Source organism: Methylicorpusculum oleiharenae (assembly GCF_009828925.2).
Taxonomy (GTDB): domain Bacteria; phylum Pseudomonadota; class Gammaproteobacteria; order Methylococcales; family Methylomonadaceae; genus Methylicorpusculum; species Methylicorpusculum oleiharenae.
Genome location: NZ_WUTY02000003.1, coordinates 52,466 through 69,900 on the forward strand (window position 1 = coordinate 52,466; position 17,435 = coordinate 69,900).

At 47.8% G+C, this 17,435-nt stretch carries 18 protein-coding genes; 6 read left to right on the top strand and 12 right to left on the bottom strand.

Features of this window, described 5'->3' with window-relative positions; genetic code table 11:
• Positions 1 to 58: 58 nt before the first annotated feature.
• From GO003_RS25950 to GO003_RS26005, 12 genes are all read right to left on the bottom strand, one after another.
• Complete coding sequence (locus GO003_RS25950; protein ID WP_159655895.1) at positions 59 to 1,153, bottom strand: tetratricopeptide repeat protein; 1,095 nt, start codon at positions 1,151 to 1,153, stop codon at positions 59 to 61.
• Positions 1,150 to 1,899, bottom strand: a complete 750-nt coding sequence (locus GO003_RS25955; RefSeq protein ID WP_159655893.1) for a hypothetical protein — start codon at positions 1,897 to 1,899, stop codon at positions 1,150 to 1,152. The genes GO003_RS25950 and GO003_RS25955 overlap by 4 nt, the downstream gene beginning before the upstream one ends.
• A 336-nt stretch (positions 1,900 to 2,235) precedes the next feature.
• Complete coding sequence (locus GO003_RS25960) at positions 2,236 to 2,622, bottom strand: type II toxin-antitoxin system VapC family toxin (protein WP_159655891.1); 387 nt, start codon at positions 2,620 to 2,622, stop codon at positions 2,236 to 2,238.
• Positions 2,622 to 2,957 (bottom strand): CopG family ribbon-helix-helix protein, encoded by a 336-nt coding sequence (locus tag GO003_RS25965; protein WP_159655888.1) that lies wholly within the window; start codon positions 2,955 to 2,957, stop codon positions 2,622 to 2,624. Before GO003_RS25965 ends, GO003_RS25960 begins: the two co-directional genes overlap by 1 nt.
• 335 nt (positions 2,958 to 3,292) lie before the next feature.
• Positions 3,293 to 3,769: a tyrosine-type recombinase/integrase gene (locus GO003_RS25970; RefSeq protein ID WP_231089307.1), complete on the bottom strand. Its 477-nt coding sequence runs from the start codon at positions 3,767 to 3,769 to the stop codon at positions 3,293 to 3,295.
• A gap of 119 nt (positions 3,770 to 3,888) precedes the next feature.
• The gene (locus GO003_RS25975; RefSeq protein WP_159652056.1) at positions 3,889 to 4,878 is read right to left on the bottom strand and encodes a tyrosine-type recombinase/integrase; all 990 of its coding nucleotides are present in this window, start codon (positions 4,876 to 4,878) and stop codon (positions 3,889 to 3,891) included.
• Entirely contained in the window at positions 4,875 to 5,786 is a 912-nt protein-coding gene (locus tag GO003_RS25980; protein ID WP_159652058.1) for a tyrosine-type recombinase/integrase, read from the bottom strand. The genes GO003_RS25975 and GO003_RS25980 overlap by 4 nt, the downstream gene beginning before the upstream one ends.
• Complete coding sequence (locus GO003_RS25985) at positions 5,780 to 7,021, bottom strand: tyrosine-type recombinase/integrase (protein WP_159652060.1); 1,242 nt, start codon at positions 7,019 to 7,021, stop codon at positions 5,780 to 5,782. Before GO003_RS25985 ends, GO003_RS25980 begins: the two co-directional genes overlap by 7 nt.
• Before the next feature lie 546 nt (positions 7,022 to 7,567).
• Positions 7,568 to 8,467: a ParB/RepB/Spo0J family partition protein gene (locus tag GO003_RS25990; RefSeq protein ID WP_159656298.1), complete on the bottom strand. Its 900-nt coding sequence runs from the start codon at positions 8,465 to 8,467 to the stop codon at positions 7,568 to 7,570.
• An 11-nt stretch (positions 8,468 to 8,478) separates the two neighbouring features.
• Complete coding sequence (locus GO003_RS25995; RefSeq protein WP_159656296.1) at positions 8,479 to 9,279, bottom strand: ParA family protein; 801 nt, start codon at positions 9,277 to 9,279, stop codon at positions 8,479 to 8,481.
• A 1,564-nt stretch (positions 9,280 to 10,843) separates the two neighbouring features.
• Positions 10,844 to 11,254 (bottom strand): hypothetical protein, encoded by a 411-nt coding sequence (locus GO003_RS26000; protein ID WP_159656294.1) that lies wholly within the window; start codon positions 11,252 to 11,254, stop codon positions 10,844 to 10,846.
• Complete coding sequence (locus tag GO003_RS26005) at positions 11,251 to 11,862, bottom strand: hypothetical protein (RefSeq protein WP_159656292.1); 612 nt, start codon at positions 11,860 to 11,862, stop codon at positions 11,251 to 11,253. The genes GO003_RS26000 and GO003_RS26005 overlap by 4 nt, the downstream gene beginning before the upstream one ends.
• Before the next feature lie 1,498 nt (positions 11,863 to 13,360).
• Here GO003_RS26005 and GO003_RS26010 point away from each other — a divergent pair.
• The 6 genes from GO003_RS26010 (at position 13,361) to GO003_RS26035 (ending at position 17,319) form a co-directional block, all read left to right on the top strand.
• Positions 13,361 to 13,924, top strand: coding sequence for a hypothetical protein (locus GO003_RS26010; protein ID WP_159656290.1), 564 nt, complete (start codon positions 13,361 to 13,363; stop codon positions 13,922 to 13,924).
• A gap of 23 nt (positions 13,925 to 13,947) precedes the next feature.
• Positions 13,948 to 14,688: a StbB family protein gene (gene stbB / locus GO003_RS26015; protein WP_159656288.1), complete on the top strand. Its 741-nt coding sequence runs from the start codon at positions 13,948 to 13,950 to the stop codon at positions 14,686 to 14,688.
• On the top strand, positions 14,685 to 15,380 hold the full coding sequence (locus GO003_RS26020) for a hypothetical protein (RefSeq protein WP_159656286.1): 696 nt from the start codon (positions 14,685 to 14,687) through the stop codon (positions 15,378 to 15,380). The genes stbB and GO003_RS26020 overlap by 4 nt, the downstream gene beginning before the upstream one ends.
• A 5-nt stretch (positions 15,381 to 15,385) precedes the next feature.
• Positions 15,386 to 15,868 carry a hypothetical protein gene (locus GO003_RS26025; protein WP_159656284.1) on the top strand — a complete coding sequence of 161 codons (483 nt, stop codon included), beginning with the start codon at positions 15,386 to 15,388 and terminating at the stop codon, positions 15,866 to 15,868.
• A 134-nt stretch (positions 15,869 to 16,002) separates the two neighbouring features.
• Positions 16,003 to 16,257: a DNA/RNA non-specific endonuclease gene (locus tag GO003_RS26030; protein WP_231089308.1), complete on the top strand. Its 255-nt coding sequence runs from the start codon at positions 16,003 to 16,005 to the stop codon at positions 16,255 to 16,257.
• Between the two features lie 117 nt (positions 16,258 to 16,374).
• Positions 16,375 to 17,319, top strand: a complete 945-nt coding sequence (locus tag GO003_RS26035) for a DNA-binding protein (protein ID WP_159656282.1) — start codon at positions 16,375 to 16,377, stop codon at positions 17,317 to 17,319.
• Positions 17,320 to 17,435 lie beyond the last annotated feature (116 nt).

Here is a 17,435-nt window from a genome sequence, read left to right on the forward strand (position 1 = left end):
TCCTGCCCCGCATGCGTATAAATCTGCGTCGTCGCAATGCTTTCATGGCCAAACCAAGTCAGTTATTGGTTTTGGAAATCCTCAACGCCTCTTCATACTCAGCCTTAATATCAAACCCGGCATCCTGTCCCGGCGCGATGCGTTCCAGCGCAGCATACATGATGCAAACGATATTAAGACCGGTGTAATTCCCCGGTATGGATCTGAGCGGGTAGGTTTTTTTGGGATTATTCACATCCAATCCACTTTGCCCGAGCGTTGCGGTTTCGAGCGCTACGCCGGAAATCTCCTGGTCTGACATGCCTTTGAATGTCTCCAGCGCTTTTAGACAGTAGTTGACGGCAGCTTGATTAAGGCCCTTGGTTTGGCGGAATTGGTCATAGGCAATGCCCCGCAAAATGTCTTCAGCACGCTCGGCCGCTTTCGAACCGGGTGCCGCTTCAATGACTTGAGTCAGCAACGCCGCTACCCGTTTTTTAATCGCTTCGTCGCTATGAATGGCCAACAAGTTTTCCGCCAGTGCCAATAATGCGATAGGGTCATTAGGACCCGCTCTGACCGCATTTTCCAGCAAGGCAGCGGCTTCGGGTTCGTTGAGCTTTGACGCAATATAACCGGCGGTTCTCAGTGCATACGGATCGTTCGGCGCCAGTTTGACCGCCGTTTGTGCTGCTTGATTGGCTTCAATGATCTGACCATTACGCAGATAGGCAACGGCAAGCGCAACCCAGCCATGGACATAGTCCGGTTTGATGCGGGTCAGGTTGGCCAACAACTCGATAGCGTTGGCAAAGTTGCCCTCATCGCTGTAAACCATGCCCAGGTTGTAAAGCACGATCGGGTTGGCGGGGTATTGTGCGTACAGCGCTTCAAAAATGGCGTGGCCTTTTGGGTAAAGGCCGCGCTGCAGGGCGTCCAGACCCGCCTCTGATTGTGCTTTTGCCTCGAGATCTTCGGTAACGATCAACGTATCGTGATCAATGCTGACCTTGGGAAATAGACCATCGACACTGGACTCTTCGGCGATGTGTTTTATCAGGTAGTCTTTAAACCCTTCCGCATGCCGATCTTGGTAGGCTTCCGGCAAGGCCGACACATCATATTCGGAAATTTTGATGAACACGGTGCCAGGGGCAGGGGCAGGGGTTTTCATAGTGAGGGGGTTATCCATTCAAAACGGTCTGTTAAAGCCAGGCGCTTAAGCCACGCGTCGACGAGTTCGCTATCGGTGGCATCGGCCTTGCTGCCGGTCACGTCACCCACCAATCCGGTACAGACGGCTTCAAAGCCACAGTGCTTATAGGGTTCAAAAAAATCGGTGCGATTAAACAGGTAGTCAGAAGCCAGAGCCGTAGCTCCATTGATGGCTTGATGACTGTGTAACAGCCAATCAGGGAATTTTTCAGGTTCGATGCTTAAAGACTGTTCGCCCGCGTCTTTTTCCACTAAAAAATGCGTTAACTGACTATCTCTTAACTCCGGATAGTCTTTGTGAATGTGTGCCGATAGCTTTATCAGCGGCGCCGCACTGCGAAGTTGACTGCCCAATCCCATTAACATTTTGTCGGCGAACATTTTGGCAGTGTCGGCATCGTAACCCAGAGCCACAAACTCAGCTACCGTTTTAGCCAGGCAGTTTGCCGGAGAGGACAGGTGCTTAGACTCCCGTTGTTCATAATACCGGATAGCCAGCGCGCATTGCACGCCAACGAGATACGGGATGTCGGGTCTTTTGGGATTGACTGAAATCCTTAACTGACTGGACCACTGCGCTTCGCTTAAATGCAGCACCGCCCCGACAGTCAGGGTGTCGTCCCATGTCACCCGGACAGGTAAACGGCTTATTTTTTCCGCCGCTTCAATGAGACCGGCCGCTTGTTCGTAAGTTGTATCGGGCATGCGCCTGTGAGTTTGTTTGAAATTAATGGTGTAGTTTATCTTTTTATGGCCTTGATAGCCTTATTTCCGATGGTGTATCAGGAAGAGGCTGGGCTGGGCATGACTCAACGATTCGCAGATTATTAAGCAACACCAAGAGTTCTCTCCCATTCATATATCCGCCACCAACTTACTCAACCGCTCCTGCCCAGCATGCGTGTAAATCTGCGTCGTCACAATGCTTTCATGGCCAATCGGGGCTTGAATATCCAGCAGCTGCACGTCCTTTTCCAGCAAGCGCATGGTGTAAGTTATATATCTTTTTTCGCGTTTGGTAACTGTCTTGGAGTCATGTAACTATTCAAAGTCAATTTGAAGATACAAATTCAAGTCGGGGATGAATTTGAAGTCCTTGGTATTCAGCGTGTACAGCGTCGCATCATGGCTAATCGCGGTCGCTGCAATCAGCATGTCCGGGATCGAGGCTTTATGGCTGAGCGAATAGCTCCGCATCAAGTCAATAAACAAGGTAGAAATGGCCGGATTCAGGCCATAACAATGGCACTGTATAAGATGGCGTTCAATTTTGGCTAGCTCTTGTCTATCTCTAGCGCCGTAAAACAGTTCAGCTTTGGTGATAACGCTGACCGCGATATTGGCCGGTCCTATCGTTCTGAGTGTTTGAATGATAGCCGGATTGCCTTTGTAAAATTCAATCAGAATATTGGTGTCACAGAGAATCATCAGCGCCGATCCGGCCAGGATTTTGCGCGAATACTGGCTTGGTCGATATCTTGATGTTCCCAAATGCCTGCATAGTTAAAGAAATCGTCCTCGGATGCAGGTTGCGCAATGGCTTCCATTTCTTTCATCACTTCGTCATGCTCAATGACTTCGCCACGATCAGCGGCGGTTATGCCTTTTGTGATTTTTTCAATGTGCTTGGCATGGGTTTTCAGGTATTCGCGCAAGGCTTGGTTGACCAAGTAATTGCGGGAACGATCTAACGCTCCGGCCATGCTATCGAGTTGATGCACGATCTCTGTTTCAGCTCTAATAGTAAATGCTTCAGTTGCCATTATCGCTACTCCGGTTTATTGTGGTTCATTTGTAGTCATAGCTTATACTTTAATATATAGGCCATCCACTTTTCTTTGATCACTAAAACCACAAAATAGAGTGGTACCATTTCCTCTCCTTAATGGCCCTTAACTTATTTCCGGCTGTTTTTGCCTCTTCCTCGCTATCAAACCAACTTTCCAAACAGTGCCAGGTGATCCAGCCTACCCCACTCCCTAACCAACGATCAATCCCCGAAAACGCCGGCCGTGACGAACATTTGATAAAACCTGTCCAGGTTTTATCGGGATCGTGGCGTTCGAGGTAGATGCAATCCCTGTTTTCTGTTTTGAAGTTAAATATCCGCCACCAACTTGCTAAGCCTCTCCTGCCCAGCATGCGTATAAATCTGCGTAGTGGCAATGCTCTCATGACCTAATAGAGCCTGAATATCCACCAGCTGCACGTCTTTTTCCAATAACCGGGTAGCGTAAGTATGCCTAAGCTTGTGCGGCGTAATCTTCTTCTCGATGCCGGCTTTGTCGATCAGCTTCTTTAAATAAGCTCTGGCGGCGTGGGGTTGCGGTGCTTTTCCGCCGGCTTTTTTCGCGAAGACATAATCTTCCTGGAATTTTCCGGCCACCGATAGAGCCAACACCCGGCCAAACGACTCCGGTAGTGGTACCTGTCGCTCTTTGTTGCCCTTCCCTATCACGCGAACGTGTTTGGCTACGCCATCCACCACGCGGATATGCTGGATTTTCAGACCCAAGGCTTCACTGATGCGGAGGCCTGATTTTTGAATCAGTTCAAACAGGCTATTATTGCCCAACCCCTCGAATATGCTGAGCTCAGCATATTTCGGGATATGCGGAGTTCAGGAATATGGAAAGTGGCGAACGGAGGAGCCGAACAACATGGGTCGTTCGGCTCCGAACTACTCAGCATATTCTAGCCGCCTCGTAGAGAGGCAATCAACTGGTCCGGCGCACGGAACTGACCACGTTTAAGCGTAAGCGGGACCATCGCACTCATCGCCTCAAGTTTTTCGGTCGGATCAGCGCGTAGATAGACTTCGGTCGTCTGGATATCCCCATGTCCAAGCCACAACGATACCTTTCGGATATCGCCTGTTGCTTGCAATACCACCATCGCGGCGGTGTGACGTAGGACATGAGGAGATATCCGTTTTTTCTCAATAGATGGGCAACGTTTAGCAGCCACTTCCACATGTTTCTTCAGCACATACTCGAAGCCCGATCTGGTCATGGGTTCTCCGTGTGCATTTAGGAAGAGTTCTGTCGCAGCTGGTTGTCCTCGCACGGCAAGCCATGCACGCAGATCGGAAGCTGCCTGCTTCCAGAGTGGCAATAGACGTTCTCGACGCCCTTTACCGAAAATGCGTACATTGGGTGATGGTTGCCACTCCAGCGCCTGTAATGGGAGATGAACCAGTTCGGATACTCTCAGTCCTGCCGAAAAACAGAGGTGGATCATAGCTCGATCACGGATACCGTCGCGGCGTTTCAGATCCGGTACATTGAGCAGTGCCTGCATTTCGTCTAATGACAAATAATTGATTAGCCGTGTATCTGTTCGCTTTGCGGGAATGGCTAAGATACGTCGGCTCTGCTCTAAGAGAGCGGGTTCTCTATATTCCATAAAGCGCATAAATGACTTGATCGCAACGAGCCTAGCATTGCGTGTGCGCGGGCTGTTGTCGCGCTCCGTTTCCAGATATTGCAAGAAATCCATCACCAAAGCGGCATCGAGTTGCTCAAGGAAGAGCGCGGAGGGTGTCACATGCAACCGAGCGGCGGCAAATTGAAACAACAGTTGAAAAGCGTAGGCATAGCTGTCGCAGGTATGCTCGCTCGCGGCTCGTTGTAGCGGCAATCGTTCTTGTAGAAATGCGGTGATATGAGGGGCGATCGGAGTCATGGTGTATTTTCCTCGACGAAATGTTCGCAGGCGCGAACGATGTGATCCATTAAGAGCGGTGAACTTTCTAAATACCAAAACGTACTGTTTGGGCTGGCATGACCCAAGTACGTCATCAACGCCAGCGTGTGGCGACCGACCTGATCGCGACGATCCGGGCCGTCTACGAGTGCATTCGACGCGAAGGAATGACGAAAATCGATTAGCCTTGGTCGTGGCAGCCCAGATTGGCGAGGGAGACCGGCCATCTTCAGGAGCTCTTTGAATGTGGCATATACCGTCTGGCGGCACATCCCACGACGCCACTTCGAGATAAACAAATGATCATCAGTAGTGGCGAGTTTAGCGCGTTCGACAAGATACTCTTCCAGTGCTAAATGCGTCGTGGGATGGAGCGGCACTATCCGGCTTTTGCCAAATTTCGTTTTCCGAATCAGCAGCCCATCCGCCATAATGTCCTTAAAACACAAGCCGAGCGCCTCGGAAATACGCAATCCCGTAGACGCAAGTAACCCAATCAAGGTGCGATACATCAGTGGACGAAACGAATCTGCTGGCTCCAGCCGTGCTGCCGCACCCATCAATGCCTGAATCTCTGCTTCGGTATAGAGATAGGGAATTGGTCGATGACGTTGAAAGCAAAATACACCTTGTGGTGGAATTTCATGGCGGTTGTCGGCGGCATAGCTAAAGCGGGCAAAGCGAATAACCGCTTTCAAGCGGATAGCGCGCTGTGATTCAGTTCGTGCCTGTCCTGCCCAAGCGATAGCCGTCTGTGACTTTACATGCGTGTCTCCCTGGGCAGTGGCAAATCGAGCGAAGTGAAACAGATAAAACGCATCGTCTGTGAGCTTAAAGCCCGCAGCGCGGCGTACGGCCAAATAAGTATCGATGGCATCTTTTAGCATGATGCTCCTCCCGGCCACGAACGCGTGACCTGCTGCAACAAGGCTATGTCCACTTTCGCGTAATGAGCCGTAGTCTCAAGACAACTGTGCCGCAATACCTCGCCGATCACCTGGAGCGACGCTCCCTGACGCAGCATCCCTGTAGCAGCTGAATGACGCAGGACATGGGCGCCAAACGATGGTGCATTGATTCCAGCACGCCGTATCGCTTGAGCGGCAACTTGCTTGACAACATGCCGGGTTATTGGCATCCAGGGAGCGATTGCAGTGATGAAGACACGGTCAGTTTTAACCGATGGGCGTGCACTCTCAAGATATTCCAACAAGGCATCACCAACCTCCTGTGGCAAAGGTAGCTTCGCCTCTCGTCGGCTCTTGCCAATAACGGAAAATGTTCCCGCAGACCAATCGATATCAGGAAGCGCTAGTTCAGCGACTTCACTGGCTCGCAATCCCAATCGAGCCAGTAGTAAAAGGATTGCTTTGTCGCGGATGCCGATTGGCGTGGTACGATTAATATGGGCAAGGACACGATCAACCTCTTCTGGAAGTAAATAACGAGGCAACCGCGCAAGTGGCCATTCGGCAAGAGCCGGAATCGCTGCCTCAAGGCCTGGCTGGCAATGCCCCATTGTGATCAAAAACCGAATAAACATACGAACTGCCGTCACTCGCTTCTTAGCGAGTGCATGACTGCGCCCGAGAGCGTAGTTCAGGATAAAGGTATGCAACGCGTCTGCGGTGAACTGTTCAGGATGTTCGCCGAGCGTTGATAGCAGTTCAACGATATGCTGGCGGTAATTGCGTAGCGTTGAAGACTGCACTCCGTGGTGTGTTTGCATCCAGTGTTCAAATTGACGGAAGAGCTCCGGTTGTGTCGTCTTCGGTGATATCTCGGTGACGACGATTTTGTTCTGACTCTGGAGAAACTCGACAAAGTGATGTGCACCCAACCAGTATACCGAGTGCTGACCTTTTGAATAGCGCAATCGACCGCGTGTAGCGAGGTAATCGTGAAAATGATTAAGTGCGTTAACTGGAAATGAAGTCAGGTTGCCATAGGTGGCATCAACCCAGGCCGCAAACTCGCTGACGCCCGGAAGATATTGGCATATGACTTCATCGTGGAACCCGCACTGAGCTAACCAGTCAGTGAACTCATCCAAATATGGTCCAGCAGAGCTGGTGTAGTAAGTGGTAAGAGTAGTCTGGCGTTTAAGATATGTTGTAAGCATACTGACCTCCTTAAATCGGTGAGATGAAAGACGGCAATAATATGCGGATTAAATCAGTGGATCGAATGGCGCAAACGTGATGATTTTATGCGGTTACTGCCGTCCAGTGGCAATTATACTCGGCATATTCCTGAACTCCACATATCCCGAAAATGTAAATTCAGCCTAAAGGCGGCTCCTTTTCCAAACATGCGCGGGCAAAGCCATCCCTGGCCACACGGCTCAGGCATCTCTGCCATTGCCGCCCCGTCTTTCTTCGCACAGCCCAGTTTGATTCCCTATACCATGCTTGCTATCCCATTGTCGTGTACCGTTGGCACCAGTATTTGAAGTTGAAGCCCTCTCTCCAAAGCCCGATCCCTTCTTTTCCAGGGTTTCTTTGCGGACATGCGGACTTGGTTTCTTGGTTTTCCAATCAACTTACGCAAGGGGTTTTGGCGGCTCGATGTCGTCGACTCTTGCCTTAGGCAAATTGGGGGGGTGGGGCATGAAGTGATAAAAAGTGTCGCAACTTGCGACACTTTTCAAATAGCTTGGGAAAAATGCCTAGTCTTCGCTTTGAATCAGCTTTTCGACGAAATCTTTCAGCTTTTGCTCTTGTTCGGCGTTCAAGACGCTTGCATTTAGCTTTACGGTGATGTGCTTTTCGGTTCTGGCGATATTGCCGACCTTCTTACCGTTCCGGATCAAATTATGAGCATCCTGAATATGACTGTCTTTTTGCTCATAACCCTTGAGTTTGCGTGCTATATACGTGGTGATCTTGGTTTGGTCGAGATCACTGCTCAACAGCAAATCCCATGCCTCAGCCAAATAATCGTTGACGGCTGGATTGTCCTTGTTCTCGTTCAATAGCCGCTTTATGTCGCTGGCCGCCGATCTTGACAGCAAGCGCGGGTTTTCATTGAGATTGGTAACGATGAATTCGGGAAGGTCGTCATAGGCGTAATAGCGATACATATCCTGGCGGTTAAGTCCTAACGACTCAGCAAGCTTTTTCTTGGTCGGAAAGGCATTTTCGACCTGCTTTAAAGCAATACCGATTTCGTAATCGCTCAAATCCTCCCGGTCGATATTTTCTGCCAGTGCGAATACCGCCATGTCGCTATCCGATATACCCATGACCACAGCATCGATATGACGTCGCTCGATTTGCTTATGCGCCCGCCAACGTCGTTCGCCAGCGGCGATTTGATAGGTGTCGCCGAATTTCCTGAGCAGAATCGGCTCCAACAAGCCGACTTCGGCGATCGACTGGGCCAGTTTGTCCAGTTCGTCTTGCGGAAAAATGCGTCGCGGTTGATACGGATTCGGCTCTATCTTGTCGACTAGAACGGAAACTAGCTCCCTGCCTTGGTCAAAATTTACAGACTGTTCCGCTGACGCATGACGCTGAGTATTCTCCTGCAGCTTTTTCTCCAGCATCTTTTTAATGTCTTTAGCCACTGAGCCGGTCCTTATACAAGATTGAGTTGTTTGGCGATCACATCGGCCAGGCGTTTGAATTCGCGCGAGACTTTACAGGTGCGGTCTATGTCATGAACGCTCGTTTGCGCCATCGCGGACTGGTTAACCTTGGTGCTGGTCGAAATACGAACATCGATGAGCTTGCCGATGAGTTCCTTGGCCGAGGCCTCGATCAACTTGCAAACCGTTTGCCTCGCATCGTGGCGGATCAATAAAGCGCCGATCAATTCGAGTCCTGGGTTGATACGTTTAATTTTTTCGACTAACTTCATTAGATCGGTAACGCCGTACATGCCGTACTGTGAGCCAGACTCGATCGGAATAATCAGATGCGTAGCGGCGGCCAATGCGTTGCTGGTCAGTAGCTTGAGGCTAGGCGGGCAGTCGATCAAGATGACGTCGTAAATCCCGTGAAGATTTTTTATCTTTTCCCGCAGCTCTTCGGAGGGACGCGGTACTTCATCCTTGAGCTCGTCTTCGGCCTTGCCGAGATTGAGCGATCCGTAAATCAGCGAGACGCCTTCGATGTACGTATCGTCATAGATCGATTGCGGCAATTTCTCGACATCGGACAACAGCAGTTCCGCGCAGGTGACCGGCACTTCGCTCGGGTGCTTCTTGCCGATATGCAAGCTGGCGTTGGCCTGTGGGTCGAGGTCAATCACCAGAACGGACAGATCCATTTTGGCCAGTTCGGCGGCCAGATTGACGACCGTTGTAGTTTTACCGCACCCGCCTTTGTGGTTGGCGACAGCGATGACGACTGTTTTTTTATTCTCGATCGGTTTCATTTTTGTGTTCGTTTTAATTTCATTTTGTGTGCAGTATAAAGATTATCGATCGCAATGCAAATCTTGCATTGCGCCAATAAGTCGCTTATTTATCGAATAAATACCGGAATTATGGCCTTATCGAAGTCGTATTTATTTTTTCACTGCGTTCAATATGTGTTCGATAGGCCGATTTTCTCATTCATTATCTACGGTAAAGTGTCTCAACTTGCGACACTTTTTAATTCACTCGGAATGAGGTTGTGTTATTCCATGTGCCTCTACTTGTGACACATTCGAACAACATCACGACTCGTCGGCCTGTGGCGGCGCCTCGTTAGCAATTAGTTAATCTGCGTAAGGGGAGCAGAGCAAAATAAGCGGCTTTGGCCGTTTCTCATTGAGACAACAGCATACTTGAATTGACCGAAACCCCAAAAAATACGAGAGCTATCTGATGGAAATTCATTAAGGAAGTATTAGGGGGTTGTAAATCGGAACCACAGAAAATTTTGTTACACCGAATAAACCTATTTTGCGTATTCCAGCAACCAGATTCCGATACGAATCCATCCGAAGTGAATGTCGACTTGTGAGAGTGGCGAATTGTCACAATCGGCCAAATCGCGGACCCTGGCCGCTACGTTGAGATCGTAAGTTAACGCTCTTGAATAGATACCCGCTTGCCAATTTAGTTATGGATGCTTAGTTGCAAGACCTGGACATCACCCATGGGAATTTAGGCCGCTGGATTTACGTTTTTAAATTGGCTATTTGCATTCTGGGGTTGGAAATCAGAATGATTCATGTTTTTTAATCGCGCAGTTTTGTGCAAAACCTGGTTGGGCTGTCAATGCTCGTTAACGGCCAATTTCAACCGTTGGTTATACCAAAATTTATGGAAATTGAATGCCTGTTATCTGTGCAATACCTGACGCTGACATTGAGCGAATGATTCTAATGTGTATCATTGGCTTCCAATACCCATCGGCACTCACAAGAATAACTCACCAATCGAACGATTTTTCCGGCAAGGGCAATACACCGATAGTTTATGCTTTGCCGCAGTTCAAAATCCTATGAAACAATTTTGTCGTTTGATTAAACGCACCCAAATTTTAGTTGTACATATTTCCCGCGAGAGCCCAAAATAACTCTTACGGCACGTTGGCATGAATAATTGTTTGTGTTTGATTAACGTAAATCGCGCCTATCAATACCAAATTAACTATCACTAGAATAATCGCACATACGGTCCCGTGCCTAAGCTTTCCAATATGCGTAAGGGCCGAAGAGAGGTTGCCCGCAGGATGGCTAATTATCCAAAACAAAAGTGGTATAAAAATAATAATCAGTAAAAGTGAAGCAATCGTTAGAGCAGAATAGTTCTTAGACGTCTCAAATATACTATACAGTGCAACCAAAGAGCAGATTACGGAGTTAATTGCTCCTACCCTAATCTCCCAATCCCGAGCAATATGTAGCTGAACACTATTTTTAATAAGATATTTGGCATATAACTCTGTAAACGTCGAAATCAAAATTAAATATATAGCAAACAGAGGTGGAAGATATGGATAGAAACTCATGGTTCAACCTCAATTGAAACAGTCAGACTCTCTGCTTCATTTGGGTCTGGCCAAGAAATCGACACCTCTGCAAAAACGTTTTCGTGTCCTGCACCACAAGCAATGAGCTTTACATGCTGGAACTCTTTACTTCCTCCTTCTGGAAGGTTGGCTGATGCATACCACTTAAGACATGTATCAATTGGATTCGCAACACCCGAATCAAAATATACAGAGTATGGATTACTCGTAATCGACCCAGTACATGAGATATCGGCATCATACAACTGAAGATTCTCTATATACACATGATGGTTAAGGTGGGGGTTGGTGCCAATTGTGCAGATAGTTGTTGAGCCTTGACCGCTAAATGCTTTGAGGTAGAGGCCTTGCACACTCTTACTTTTGCTACACTTCTTCTTGTTCATCGCAATAACTGACCTTGATTGTGACCGAGAACGTCCGAAAGCACTTCAATCCCTACTGTTGACTCAAAATCCAGTCCCAATTCTTGACTCATATCGGAGCACTGCCAAATCCAGTCCCATAATTGAGGGGAAACCTCTCTATCACTTGATAATCTTATCGATACTTTTGGGCTTTCGGTATAAAACTTAGGATTGCCAACGGCGAAAGAGAACGATTCAGGAGAAAAATATGAATATTGCAATTGCAGATCAAACCTTCCGAAACTAATAACATGACTGTGAAAAATGGAGCGATAGTCTTCCGACTCTAAGGCATTGATCGTTACAAGATCGTCTTCGTTGTCTGGATCAGATACGACTACCTTTGCAGATCCACTTATTTCGATTCTGGTAAAATCCGAATTGCTCATCCCCACAATTGCCCTAGGGAGTTTTGAAAAAAGCTCTTCGTCGAGCTTGTCAAAATCTAGATGGCCAGTCCAAGCAAGTGTGTATGTGGGGGTAATAGGTGAAAGAACGACTAATAGAAATGGGTGCTCGCGAACAAAAATTCGCGAAACACCATTTTTATCACCGACTTGCTTAACCTCAAAATCATCTTTACTCATTCTCGCTCCTCCCACTAGAGGTGCTATGGTACATCAAGGTCCCTTTTCGCGTAATCATGAACTTGTATGACCGTCAGCTTAGCAGACATTTTAGGTCAGTCAATTTTCGGTTATGCCGGTGACAGACAGGACAGGAATGGGTCGGCTGCCGACGATCAAATCTTACCTAACCTAGCCAAGAGCTATCCGACAGTCAAATTCCAACCACTTGATCAAGTTCAATGATCAAGTTTGTCAGCCTTCATTCCAACCTCATTTTGCAAATAGCCTTATAGAGAAAGACGCGGTTTTTCGGCTTCTTTCGTTTTCAATACCTTGTCGTCAAAATTGGCGATCAGCCCCACACCGCAGCAGCCGATAACCCGTGCACGCACGAGCTATCGGCCGCTCCGGTGTGGAGCCGGGGTGTGACCTATTGTTCTTTAGCGTCGAGAGCAGGCGTAACCCGGCTCCCGGTGAAATCCTAAAGGGATTCCACCAGCGCCTCTTTTTCTGCGGACACACTTCTCTCGACGGTGAGCATAAGGTGCTTGGGAACAGCCTCCCAGCAGGGCTGCAGGTAAAAGAGCGTCAATGCGCTATTTGTTTCGACGCCGCGCGAGGCGAAAATTTGCTGAAATTACGCCATGCAGGTGGTGTCAATCGGGCTGCCATACATTTTCTATGGACAGGCGCTGCCTGGTTCTGAGCGGTTTCAACGAGAAAATCCAACGAATCCCAACTTTTCCTAAATGGAATTTGGAATTGTGGGGTTAGTAAGCCGCTGTTTCTTTTCGGAAATTTGGCTTGGAATGAACAAAGACTAAAGTGTCTATGTTGAGAAAAAGCGGCGGGGGAAAAAATTTTGGCCGATTTCCAGGCAGGACGCAAAGGCGCCGTCTTACGGACTAATCTTGCGTGCAAGGGTTAAAAATTCACCAGATCAACTGGAAGTAGAATTTTTGATTGATGTGTGTCACGACCCAAGACCTGTAATTACAAGTACTTGAAGAACAACGTAAATTTCTGATTCAGAAAGCTTCTGCGCTCAGCGGGCGCAACTGGGGCGCGATGATTTTCCGGCTATTTTGCCGGTAAAGAAGGGTCCCGGTGGCTTCCTGCCGCCTTAGCGGTCCGGGGGATCTCGGATCTGTTTAGCGTGCTCCCGTAGCACGACTTATCGGGATAGAGGCATCCTGCTGCACAAAACCCATCAATGAATTTTTATTCTCAATCGAGATAGGCACTATTGTCAACAGATAACGCATCCAAAAACGAAAGGGGCCGAAAAACCGCGTCTTTCGGTCGAGCAAACGCGTTTGGCTGTGAGTAAACTCTGGGTGTGGAGTTGCGGATGACTTGCTCCGCCATTACTGCGTAGGAGGTGCGTATATGGTGAGGTATTGATGAGGCGAATGAGGAAATACTGAGTACTTTCTGCGTAGACATGGCGGGAATGATGTGTTTCGTGGATGAACTACTGAGGACGAGCTGAGCAAGTGTGATCAAAGAGTAGGTTATGGAAAAAAGTAAAACGATTGAGATTTTGAAAGCATTGGCGAGCGGCGCGGACGGGCGTTCGGAGTCCGCCAGACTGGCAGACATTATCGAGGATGTGGAAAACGCGTTGAAAGGTGGTGTGAAAAGGCGGGCAGTATTAGATGCGCTTCATGACCACTATAACTTCAAAATGACCATGAGCGGATTTGAAAAAGCGCTTAGGAAATTAAGAAATAAAGAAAGTAAGGGAAAAATTATTGATCAAAAAAGTAATTATCCAGTTTCAATGGCATCAACTAATACCACTAATCAACTGGCTCAATACATTCATCATGAGACTAAAAATACAGAACTGGTAACGAGCCATTCATCAAGTAAGTCGATGGATTTAGATTTGGAAGAAGAAGAGGACGAGGGTAATTGGGAGCCTAAATCAGGTGAATTGGAATTCATGAAAAACCTAAGAAAAGATCCGAATATTGCCGAACTGTATGAAATACAAGAGAGGTACAGAGCAGAGCAGAAAGAGAAGAAAAAGAGAGAGCGGGAACCAGCCAAACTAAAAAATCAATCCACTTATTAATTGTGAATTTAAGGAATGAAACTATGAAAGTCGTTGTAATGAATTTTTCAGGCAATGTGGGCAAATCAACCATCGCGGCACACCTTTTAAAACCCCGGATGAATGATGCCAAAATATTCAGCATTGAAACGCTCAATCAAGATTCTTCGCGAGAAGGCGTGGATGTGGAAACTTACAAGGGTCGGCAATTTAATGCATTGATGGAGGAAATTATTTTGGAGCAGGATTGCATCATCGATGTCGGAGCGTCGAATGCGGAAGACTTTTGCCAATTAATGCGGCAGCACAAAGGCTCTTCACAAAAATTCGATTATTTTGTAGTGCCTACGGTTAGCGAGAAAAAGCAAATCTACGACACCATTAAAACCATAGAGAATTTGACCGAGATGGGAATTCCTCGAAAACGGATCAAAGTAATTTTTAACAAGGTAGAACCCGATGATGCGATTGAACAGCAATTTGAGTTGATATTCGCCAGTGCAAGTCAAAAAAAGCATTTTACGGTTCATCCGGACTGGGCTTTGGTACACAACGAGGCCTTTGAAAATTGTAAAGAACTCGGTGTGCCGTTAGCGGCGATCCTCGCGGATAAGACCGATTACCAAGCGCAAGGCCTGGCGGCGAAAGAAGCGGGTAAGGAGGCGGAAGCCAGGCGATTGATAAAGCTGTGTTTGCTGAAGATGACCGCCATGAGCGCGGCAGAAAACATGGACCAGGTTTTTGAGGCGATGTTTCGTCAAAAAAGCGAAGGAAATTCGGCATGAGGGTGGTGATTCTGAGTGGCTCGGGTAATGTCGGAAAGACTGTCGTGGCTGAGCACTTGCTAGCGCCAAGGCTGGAAGATGCGTTGCTCATCAGCTTTGGTGGTGCTCACGTGAAGAGGAACTCGGGACAGTGGCGGCATCGCGACGAGGTTTCAGCGGTGTTTGCAGATTTACTGGAACACGAGCGCTGCATCGTGGATGTCGCGGGCGGTGCGACACCGAGCCTATTGGTCGGGATACACCGGTTTGCGTCAATCCACGAGTCTATTGACTGCTTTATGATCCCGGTTACGAGCAGCGCCAAAGTCCAGATGGAAACCATTGCCTTGCTGGAGCGACTGGCCAATAGTGGGGTAGAAGCCAACAGCATTCGTATCCTATTTAATCGAGTGGAATCCAATGTCGCGGACGAATTTGGTGTTTTGATCGGGCATATCAATGCACACGGCGGAGCCATATTAAATCTGAAAGCAGCTATTTTCGACAATGAACTTTTTGATATTTTGACCGAGGAAAACCTGACGATCCGACAAGTTTTGGAGGATGAAACCGACTACAAAACGCTTCTGCGGGAGAACCGGCGGGGCGAGACAGATCAATGGGATGAATGGGCAAATAGGTTCGGGATTAAATGTCTTGCCAAGCATATCAATAACTATCTAGATAGTTGCTATAAGGAACTATTTTCATGAGTAACATGAATAAAACAAAAGATGTTCGAATTGCGCGAGACGCGCTAATTATTGAAGCTATAGGTGAAGTCAATGTGCTGATACAACGGCTTGGTGAGCTTGAAGACAAAACAGCTCCGTTCGTTATTAACTTGGAAAGCAAGTTGATCGAGTTAATTTCTCGCGTGGACAACCAGGTAACCGAACAACAAATGGAACTTGCAGCGGTATCAGAGAGGGAAAAAAAATTATTCCAGCAAAAGCTGAACGCGTCAGTGGCGAAAACCGTCAATCGCATGGTCATGCAACGTGCGGATGGCTTGTCAGTGCGATCGCAAGTATTGATCGCTCTGACTATCGCCATTACGGCATCGGCAATCAGTGTTTACGGATCGTATCGGTTGTTTGGTAGAGAACAGGATGAGCAGGCTGCCATCGGAAGGGCCGTGATGGTGGTGTGGAATGAGTTGGACGAAAGAAGCAAGTCGAAGATTGAGCAAGCGTATTAGTGCTGATGGCCTGTTTGAAACCCCATGAGCTTTTTGGGACATACTCATGCAGTCGTCAATATCATCGGAACGCCAGCGAAAGGACACCCACAAGTCGTGTCTTTTAGGGCAACAATCAGGATATCGATCATTTAGTGCAAGCGCACGGCGTCAAAACTCCAGAAGCATTTTGGAAAGTCGTTATCCGTGGCAGTGGCCAGGACGAACGCGCGATTGCCTGGATCGTACCGAACCGCCAGGAAGCCAAGCGCGGCCAACTGGACCGGTATTTAGTGACGGTTGCTGAAATAGAGCGGGTGACCGGGGAGAAAATACCGGTTGCGGACTATGCAAAGCATGAAAAGCCGGCCCGATCGTGGCTGATCCCGAAAGGGTGCGATAAAGGATAATTATATATTACACATATTATGATAATTACCATAATTATGTAATTATCATAATTACACTTTTAAAAGTGTAATAGTCTGCTATACTGTCTTTAACTGATTACTTTTGAGGATCAAATCATGTCTACGCCACGCTTAACCGAGGAAGAAATACACGCCGCTTGCGCCGATATCGCTGGCCAGGGTGAGCGCCCGACCGTCTTGAACGTATACGAAAGGCTGGGCAGGGGAAGCTTGACGACCATCACCAAATATTTCAACACATGGAAAGAAAGCGACGAAGCTCAGGCATTTAAGGCCGATGAATTGCCGGTTACCGTCAGACTTCCAGAAGAGCTATCGAAAGAGGGCGAAGATCTTTTGAAACGCATGTGGAATATCGCTAAAAGCCTTACTGATGCAGAACTTGAGATTCAACGCGAGGCGCTAAAACAAGCGGAAATCACTAACCAGGCGAAGGTCGAAGAGGCCTTCAAGTTTTCCGAAGCACAAGCTATGAAAATTGAGCGTTTGGAAGACCTCATTTCAGAATTGAAAACCCGCTTGACCGAAGAACAAAGCGATCATGCCGGAACGGTTGTACAGTTAAACGAGGCTGAAAAAGCCAATGTCGGTCTGCATAAAGATAATGACCGGCTGAGTTATGAGGTTGCCGGACTGAAAAGCCAGGTTGCAGGCCTTGAAGAGACTAACAAAGAAGCCATTCAGGAAAGACAAGCGCTGCAAAAAGCTCATGAGATGGTGATCAAACAAAAAGATCAGGAAATACGGGCTTTGGATGTGCAGGTTCACACGGTTCAATCGACTTTGGATGCCGCCGTCTCATTACAGAATGAATTAAAGACAGAGCTTAAAGATAAGGGGGCTGAATTATCCAAATGTCTGTCAGAACTGGAAAAGATGACGCTACGCCATGATGCTTTGACTATTGATTTGTCTACCACCAAGACTGAAATGAAAATCGCTGTCAAAGTCGCCTCGGATGCGGAGAGGAAAGTATCGAACCTGGAAGGTCAGCTTGAGGTTTACAAAAAGCTGGATAAAGGCAAAGTGAAGTCCGAGTAAAGCCGTTGAGGATCCCCTGTAATAAATCTCACATTGGTTGGATAAATTTGATTACCCACTGTATTTCACATAGAGCCCTTTAAGTTATCGAAATTAAGCTTTTTTTTATCTTGTCT